The organism is Kitasatospora sp. NPDC056446, from assembly GCF_042796115.1.
Lineage (GTDB): Bacteria > Actinomycetota > Actinomycetes > Streptomycetales > Streptomycetaceae > Kitasatospora.
This window is the reverse complement of the sequence record NZ_JBHTRF010000001.1, coordinates 1-7,228: the sequence shown is the minus strand read 5'-3', so window position 1 is coordinate 7,228 and position 7,228 is coordinate 1. Positions and strand designations below refer to the sequence as shown.

Annotated in this window: 7 protein-coding genes; 1 reads left to right on the top strand and 6 read right to left on the bottom strand. The window is 72.8% G+C overall.

Annotated elements, in window-relative coordinates; genetic code table 11:
- Positions 1-48: 48 nt before the first annotated feature.
- The 5 genes from ACFQ6N_RS00035 to ACFQ6N_RS00015 form a co-directional block, all read right to left on the bottom strand.
- Positions 49-468 carry an SRPBCC family protein gene (locus ACFQ6N_RS00035; protein ID WP_380645799.1) on the bottom strand — a complete coding sequence of 140 codons (420 nt, stop codon included), beginning with the start codon at positions 466-468 and terminating at the stop codon, positions 49-51.
- A 64-nt stretch (positions 469-532) separates the two neighbouring features.
- Positions 533-1,543 (bottom strand): aldo/keto reductase, encoded by a 1,011-nt coding sequence (locus ACFQ6N_RS00030; RefSeq protein ID WP_380645798.1) that lies wholly within the window; start codon positions 1,541-1,543, stop codon positions 533-535.
- Positions 1,544-1,641: 98 nt separating this feature from the next.
- Positions 1,642-2,472, bottom strand: a complete 831-nt coding sequence (locus ACFQ6N_RS00025; RefSeq protein WP_380645797.1) for an aldo/keto reductase — start codon at positions 2,470-2,472, stop codon at positions 1,642-1,644.
- Between the two features lie 97 nt (positions 2,473-2,569).
- The gene (locus tag ACFQ6N_RS00020) at positions 2,570-3,814 is read right to left on the bottom strand and encodes an MFS transporter (RefSeq protein ID WP_380645796.1); all 1,245 of its coding nucleotides are present in this window, start codon (positions 3,812-3,814) and stop codon (positions 2,570-2,572) included.
- 600 nt (positions 3,815-4,414) lie between these two features.
- Positions 4,415-4,957 (bottom strand): TetR-like C-terminal domain-containing protein, encoded by a 543-nt coding sequence (locus ACFQ6N_RS00015; RefSeq protein ID WP_380645795.1) that lies wholly within the window; start codon positions 4,955-4,957, stop codon positions 4,415-4,417.
- A 276-nt stretch (positions 4,958-5,233) separates the two neighbouring features.
- Between ACFQ6N_RS00015 and ACFQ6N_RS00010 the strand changes: the two genes are divergently transcribed.
- Complete coding sequence (locus ACFQ6N_RS00010; protein WP_380645794.1) at positions 5,234-6,451, top strand: alpha/beta hydrolase family protein; 1,218 nt, start codon at positions 5,234-5,236, stop codon at positions 6,449-6,451.
- Positions 6,452-6,711: 260 nt separating this feature from the next.
- On the opposite strand, the gene ACFQ6N_RS00005 is transcribed toward ACFQ6N_RS00010, so the two are convergent.
- Positions 6,712-7,228, bottom strand: a 517-nt coding sequence (locus ACFQ6N_RS00005; protein WP_380645793.1) for a transposase, incomplete at its 5' end; no start/stop codon positions are given.

The window sequence follows — 7,228 nt, the reverse complement described above, 5'->3', positions numbered from 1 at the left end:
CCGGGCCGGGCGGCGGGCCGCCCCCCCCCCCCCCCCCCCCCCCCGGTGTCAGGCGCTGAGGGCCTGGTGGAGTGCGTCGAGGCCGTCGCGGTAGATGCCGGTGAAGAGGGCGACGACCTCGTCGTCGGTGGCGTTGTCGGGGGCGAAGCGCCCGGACCACTGGACCTCGGCGATGTCGTCGCGGCCGGGGACGGCGTGGACGCGGAGGGTGGAGACGTAGCCCTCGACCGGGAACGGGGCCTGGAGGATGGCGTAACTGTAGTGGCGCTCGGCCTCGTTGAAGTCGAGGAGGCGCTCGATGATGACCTCGCCGTCCGGGTTCGTCAGCCGGCGGACCCGGCCGCCTTCGAGCGGGGTGCTCGCGGGGATGCAGGGGAGCCAGTCGGGCAGGGCGTCGAAGCCGCCGATGAGGTTCCAGACCCTGTCGGGGGAGGCGGGCACGGTGCGGCTGACGGAGGTGGAAGCCATGGTGTTTCTCCTGGAGCTTGGATCCTGGTGCTGTGGGGGTGGTGGCGGCTGAGGGGCGCGCGGGTCAGGCGCCGTCGGGCAGCGGGGCGGCCGGGCTGACCAGGCCGGCGCCGCGCAGCTCGTGCCAGAACGCGGCCGGGACGGTCTCGTCGAGGGCGGCGGTGTCCTCGGCGATGCGGCTGGGCCGGGTCGCGCCGGGAACGGCGGCGGCGGCGACCGGGTGGGCGAGGGAGAACTGGAGGGCGGCGGCCTTGATGGAGACGCCGTGCCTCCCGGCCAGGGCCTTGAGGCGGGAGACCTTCTCGACGATCTCCGGCGGTGCCTGCTGGTACTCGAAGTGGGCACCGCCGGCGAGGACGCCGGAGCTGTAGGGGCCGCCGACGACCATGTCGACGTCCTGTTCCAGGGCCATGGGCAGCAGCCGCTGGAGGGCGTGCTCGTGGTCGAGGAGGGTGTAGCGGCCGGCGAGGAGGAATCCGTCCGGCTGCGGCTCGTCGAGGGCGAGGGTCAGCTCGATGGGCTCGGTACGGTTGACGCCGAGGCCCCAGGCCTTGATGACGCCCTCGTCGCGCAGCCGGGACAGCACCCGGAAGGCGCCGGTGCGGGCCTCCTCGAACTTCCGCAGCCACTGGTCGCCGTGGAAGTCCTGGGCGATGTCGTGGACCCAGACGATGTCGAGCCGGTCGGTGCCCAGGCGCCTGAGGCTGTCCTCGATGGAGCGCTCGGTGGCGTCGGCGGTCCACACGTGGAGCATCTTGTTGGGGTTGCCGTGCTCGAACAGGCCGCCCTTCTCGCCGAGGTCGCGGGCGCCCTCCTCCGGCTCGTCGAGGACGACCCGGCCGACCTTGGTCGACAGGACGTAGGCGTCGCGGGGCTTGGTGGACAGGACGTCGCCCAGGCGGGACTCCGCGAGGCCGGCGCCGTAGAACGGGGCGGTGTCGTAGTAGCGGACGCCCTGGTCCCACGCGGCCTCGACGGTGGCGGTGACCTCCTCGTCGGGGATCGCGCGGAACATGTTGCCGAGCGGGGCGGTGCCGAAGCCGAGTCGGCCGGGAAGGATGTCCTTGAGGGACATGGTGCTGCCTTTGCTGTTCGATTTCCGGGATGGGGCGGGATGCGGCGGGACGGGACGGCGTGGGACGCCGCCCCGTCCGAACTGTCGGGCCGGAGAGGTCAGTTGAACTGGTCCGGGTGGGGGCCGGTGCGCAGGTCGCGGTCGGTGGTGGCGATGGCGGCCATGTCCTCGGGGGTGAGGGCGAAGTCGAGGACGTCGAGGTTCTGGCGGATGCGGGCGGGGGTGACGGACTTGGGGATGACGATGTTGCCGAGCTGGAGGTGCCAGCGCAGGACGATCTGGGCGGGGGACTTGCCGGTGCGTTCGGCGATGGCGGTGATGGCGGGGTCGTCCAGGACGGCGCCCTGGGCGAGCGGGCTCCATGCCTCGGTGGCGATGCCGTGCTCGGCGTGGAAGGCGCGCGGTTCGGCCTGCTGGAGGCCGGGGTGGAGTTCGATCTGGTTCACGGCCGGTACGAGCAGGCTGTTGTCCATCAGGCGCCGGAGGTGGGCGGGCTGGAAGTTGGAGACGCCGGCGGCGCGGATGCGGCCTTCCGAGGCGAGGTGCTCGATGGCCTTCCAGGAGTCGGGGTAGCGGTCGTTGGCGGGGGCGGGCCAGTGGATGAGGTAGAGGTCGAGGTAGTCGAGGCCGAGCTTGGCGAGGCTGGTGTCGAAGGCGCGCAGGGTGGCGTCGTAGCCCTGGTCGGCGTTCCACAGCTTGGTGGTGACGAACAGTTCCTCGCGGGCGATCCCGGAGGCGGCGAGGGCGCGGCCGACGCCGGCCTCGTTGCCGTAGATCGCGGCGGTGTCGATGCTGCGGTAGCCGGCCTCCAGGGCGGCGGTGACGGCGGCGGTGGTCTCGTCGTCGGGGACCTGGAAGACGCCGAAGCCGAGCTGGGGGATCTCGACGCCGTTGTTGAGGGTGACGGTGGGGATGACGGACGGTGCCATGGTGCGTGTGGCCTTTCGGGCGGTACGGGGTGGGGGTCGGACGGGTTGTGGGGTGGGGGTCGGGTGGGAGGGCCCGGGCTGCGGGGGCGTGCCCGGGTCAGTGCAGGACGCCCTCCGGTGCGCTCGGGCGCCCGACGGGCCCTGCGACCGCTGACCCTGCGACCACGTGCTCGGCGGTGCGGGCGTGGCTGTGGCCGCGGTTGCGGCGGTGGAGGTGGGCGGCGAGCAGGGCGAGCAGCAGGGCGGTGCCGGAGAGGATGGCGCCGACCCAGCTGGGGGAGGTGTAGCCGAGGCCACCGGCGATCACGACACCGCCGAGCCAGGCCGCGAGGGCGTTGCCGAGGTTGAAGGCGCCGATGTTGGCGGCGGAGGCCAGGGTGGGAGCGGCCGGGGCCTGGTCGAGCACCCACTTCTGCAGCGGCGGGACGGTCGCGAAGCCGAGGGCGCCGATCAGGGAGAGGGTGATCGCGGCCAGGGCCTTGTCGTGGGCGGTCGCGGTGAACAGCAGCAGTGCGACGGTGAGGCCCGCGAGGGCGGTGAGCAGCATCGGCATGAGCCGGCGGTCGGCGAACCTGCCGCCGATGAGGTTGCCCAGGAACATGCCGACGCCGAAGAGGACGAGCAGCCAGGTCACCGCGCCCTCGGTGTAGCCGGTCACCTCGGTCATCATCGGGGTGATGTAGGTGATCGCCGCGAAGACCCCGCCGTAGCCGAGGACGGTCATGGCCATCGCCAGCCACACCTGCACGTTGCGGAACGCGGCGAACTCGGCGCCCACGGTCACCGCTTGGGGCCGGCCCGTCTCGGGTACCAGCTTGGCGACGCCGAGGAAGCCGATGACGCCGAGCGCGGCGACGATGACGAAGGTGACGCGCCAGCCGGCGGCCTGGCCGATGTACGTGCCGCCGGGGACGCCGACGATGTTGGCCACGGTCAGGCCCATGAACATCAGGGAGATGGCCGAGGCCTTCTTCTCCGGAGCGACGAGGTCGGCAGCGACCACGGAGCCGATGCCGAAGAACGCGCCGTGCGCGAGGGAGGCCACGATCCGGCCGATGAGCATGACGCCGAAGCTCGGCGCGAAGGCGGACAGCGCGTTGCCGATGACGAACAGCGCCATCAGGAACATCAGCATCTTCCTGCGGGACACCCGGGTGCCGAGGACGGTCAGGAGCGGCGCGCCGAACACCACGCCCAGGGCGTAGCCGGAGACCAGCCAGCCGGCGGTCGGGATGGTCACCCCGAAGTCGCCCGCGACCTGGGGCAGGACGCCCATGATCACGAATTCGGTGGTGCCGATCCCGAAGGCCCCGATGGCGAGGGCCAGGAGCGCGAGAGGCATGGGGAGCTACCTTCCAAGTGCTTGTGTCGAGCGCTTACGTCACAGAACAATAATTGCAGACGCGGGATAAGTCCAACGCGCACTAAAGCCGTGAACATGTATCGTCGCGTGCACGAATTGTGGGGACGGTCCGAAGAAGGAGGCCCCGGTGGGAGGCCGCCGAGGACCCCCGGCTGGAACCCCTGGTGTGCACCGTCGAAACCGTGCGGACGTCGGGGTGACCGCCGCCTGAGGGCGGTCGCGCTTCACGGGCGGGGCGTCCCCGGGTCGCCAGGGGGCGCCGGGGCCGGGGGCTACCGGGGCCGGGGGTCGCCGGTCTCATGCTCTGGCGGGCCGTCGAACGCGTGGGCGTCCGCGCCGGTGGGGCCGCTCCGGCCGGCCCTGGTGCTTGGGCGCCGGCCGATCGGCTCGTCGGGGCGTCGTGGGGGCCTGCCCGTGGCGCTGCGCGTGCTGACGGGGTGTCAGGCGCCGCCGCTGCGGAGGTTCGCGGGGTGCCCGCTCGGTCCCAGGGCGCGGCACGGCGCGGCCGGGGCGGGGGTGCGGCGCGGGTGGGGCCGCCCGGCCGGCTGGGGGCGGCCTCGGCGGACGCCGTCGTGAACGTCAGGCGGCGAAGGCGGCGAGGAGCTTGTCGGTGAGACGGTCGAGGTAGTCGGGGGCGGTCGGGGTGTGCACGACCGCGAGGCGCCAGTACAGCGGGCCGACGAGGAAGTCGAGTGCGAGTTCGCGGTCGACGTCGGCGGGGAGTTCGCCGCGGTCGACGGCCTGCTCCAGCAGGCGGGTGGCCTTGCTGCGACGGGTGTCGCGGACGGCGGTCAGCAGCACCTGGGCCAGTTCGGGGTTGCGGCCGGCTTCGGCGAGCAGGTCGGGGATGATCCTCGACGGGAGCCGGTGGCGCAGCGCCCCGTCGATCTCGGTGAGGAAGGCGAGGACGTCGCCGCGCAGGGTGCCGGTGTCCTTGATCTCGGAGGCGTCCACGGCCACGGCGCGGATCAGGGCGACGGTCATGTCGAGCTTGGCGGGCCAGCGGCGGTAGATGGCGGCCTTGCCCGCCCCGGCCCGCTTGGCGACCGTCTCCAGGGAGAGCCGGGCGTAGCCGACCGCCGCCAGTTCCTCGAAGAAGGCGGCCGCGATCGCCTCGGTCACGGCGTCCTGGAGGACCGGCCCGCCGGGCGTGCGGCGCGCGGGGCGGGCGGAGGCTTCGCCGGACGTGGACGCGGACGCGGATGCCGATGCGGGCGCAGGCGCGGACTCGGGGGCCGGTGCAGGCGCGGACGCGGGCCGGGGCGCGGGGGTGCTGGACATTCCCCGAACCTACACCAGGCGGAACGCTTGCGTCTCGACTAGGCGAGGGCTACCGTCGTAGACGAGACGGAACCGTTCCGTCTCGACATCCAGTCTCGACAATCCCGGGAGTTCCCCATGCGATTCCTCTTCGAGGACGAGTCCTTCTCCTTCGAGACGCTCCGGGCCGCCGGATTCGCCAACTACGGCGGCGCCGACCTGGGCGAGGTCGTGGCCACCGCCCACACCATCGGCGAAGGCGACGAGGAGGCCTGGCTGAACGCGTGGAAGGCCACCGCCGAGCGCGTCCACGGCATCGGCGACGAGGCCCTGGCGGCCGGGCACCGGGTCAGCGCCCGCGAGGCCCTGCTCCGCGCGTCGAACTACTACCGCACCGCCGAGTTCTACCGCCGCGACGACCCCGCGAACGACCCCGAGGCCAAGAGCCTGTCCGCACGCTCCCGGGAGACCTTCGCCGCCGCGGCGGCCCTGATGGACACCCCCGTCGAGGCGGTGCGCATCCCCTACGAGGACACCGTCCTGCCCGGCTACCTGTTCCTCGTCGACGACTCCGGCGCCCCGCGCCCCACGGTCCTGTTCACCAGCGGCTTCGACTCCACGCTGGAGGAGGCCTACTTCGCCGTCGCCGCGGCCGCACTGCGCCGCGGCTACAACGTCCTCGCGTACGACGGCCCGGGACAGGGCGCGGCGCTGCGCGAGCAGGGGCTGGTCTTCCGCCCGGACTGGGAGGCGGTGGTGACCCCGGTGGTCGACTACGCGCTGACCCGCCCCGAGGTCGCCGCCGACGGGCTGGTCCTGTTCGGCTACAGCCTCGGCGGCTACCTGACCGCCCGCGCGGCCGCCTACGAACACCGGCTGGCCGCCCTGGTGCTGGACGACGGCCTCTACAGCTTCGGGGAGACCAACACCCGCTTTCTGCCGCCGTTCCTGCGCGAGTGGGTCGAGACCGGCCGGGACGACCTCGTCGAATCCGTCATGGGCCTGATCATGCCCGAGAGCACCCAGCTGCGCTGGGCCCTGCGCAACGGCGTGTGGACGTTCGGCGCCACCTCGGTGGCGGACTACATCCGCCGTACCGCCGACTACACCCTCGACGGCGTCGCCCCGCTCATCGAGTGCCCCACACTCATCCTGGACGCCGAGAACGACCAGTTCTTCCGCGGCCAGCCCCAGCAGGTCGCGGCCGCGCTGACCTGCCCGCACACGCTCGTCACGCTGACCGAGGCCGAGGGCGCGGGCGAGCACTGTCACATGGGCGCCATGTCCCGCTTCCACCAGACGTCCTTCGACTGGCTGGACACCACCCTGGCCCGGGCGGCCCGGCCCGCGAGCTGACGGCGGACCCGCCGCCCCGCGCCACCCCGGGCCGGCCGGCGATCACCCCGCCGCGCCTGCCCGGACACCTGCCCGGCCACCCGCCCGGCCACCCGGCGGAAATGTCCGGTCAACGTCGGGTCAACGTCGTGGTCGGCCGTCCCGTCGCGCCGTGAGGATGGGCACCGAACCGGCCGCCCCCACAGGCCGCACCGGAGCCGGCACCCCGTCCGGCAGAGCGCGCCCAGCCACCGAACACCAGGAGAATCTCAATGATCGTGTCAAGCCGTCTGCGTGTCCGGCGGGGCGGAGGTGAAGAGCCTCTTGTCACGCAGCATCGCCCAGAGCACGTCGACCCGTCGACGGGCGAGCGCGAGCAGGGCCTGGACGTGCAACAGCCCCTCGCCGCGCTTCTTGAGGTAGTAGTCCCTCGACGGGCCGGGCCGCATCATCGCGGTCTGCGCGGACATGTAGAACAGCCAGCGCAGCCGCCGGTTGTAGCGCTGGGGCCGGTGGTAGTTGCCGGTGCGACGGCCGGAGTCGCGCGGGACCGGGGCGAGGCCGGCGTGGGAGGCCAGGCGGCCGGCATCGCGGTAGCCGGACAGGTCGCCGACGATGGCGACGAACTCGGCGCCCAGGATCGGGCCCATGCCGGGCATGGACTCGATGATCTCGGCGCGGTCGTCGGTGCGGAAGGTCTCACGGATCTCGCGGTCGTTGTCCTTGATCCGCTCGTCCAGGGCCAGGAGCTGGTGGGCGAGGTCGCAGACCAGCTTGGCGGCCCGCTTCTCGCCCGGC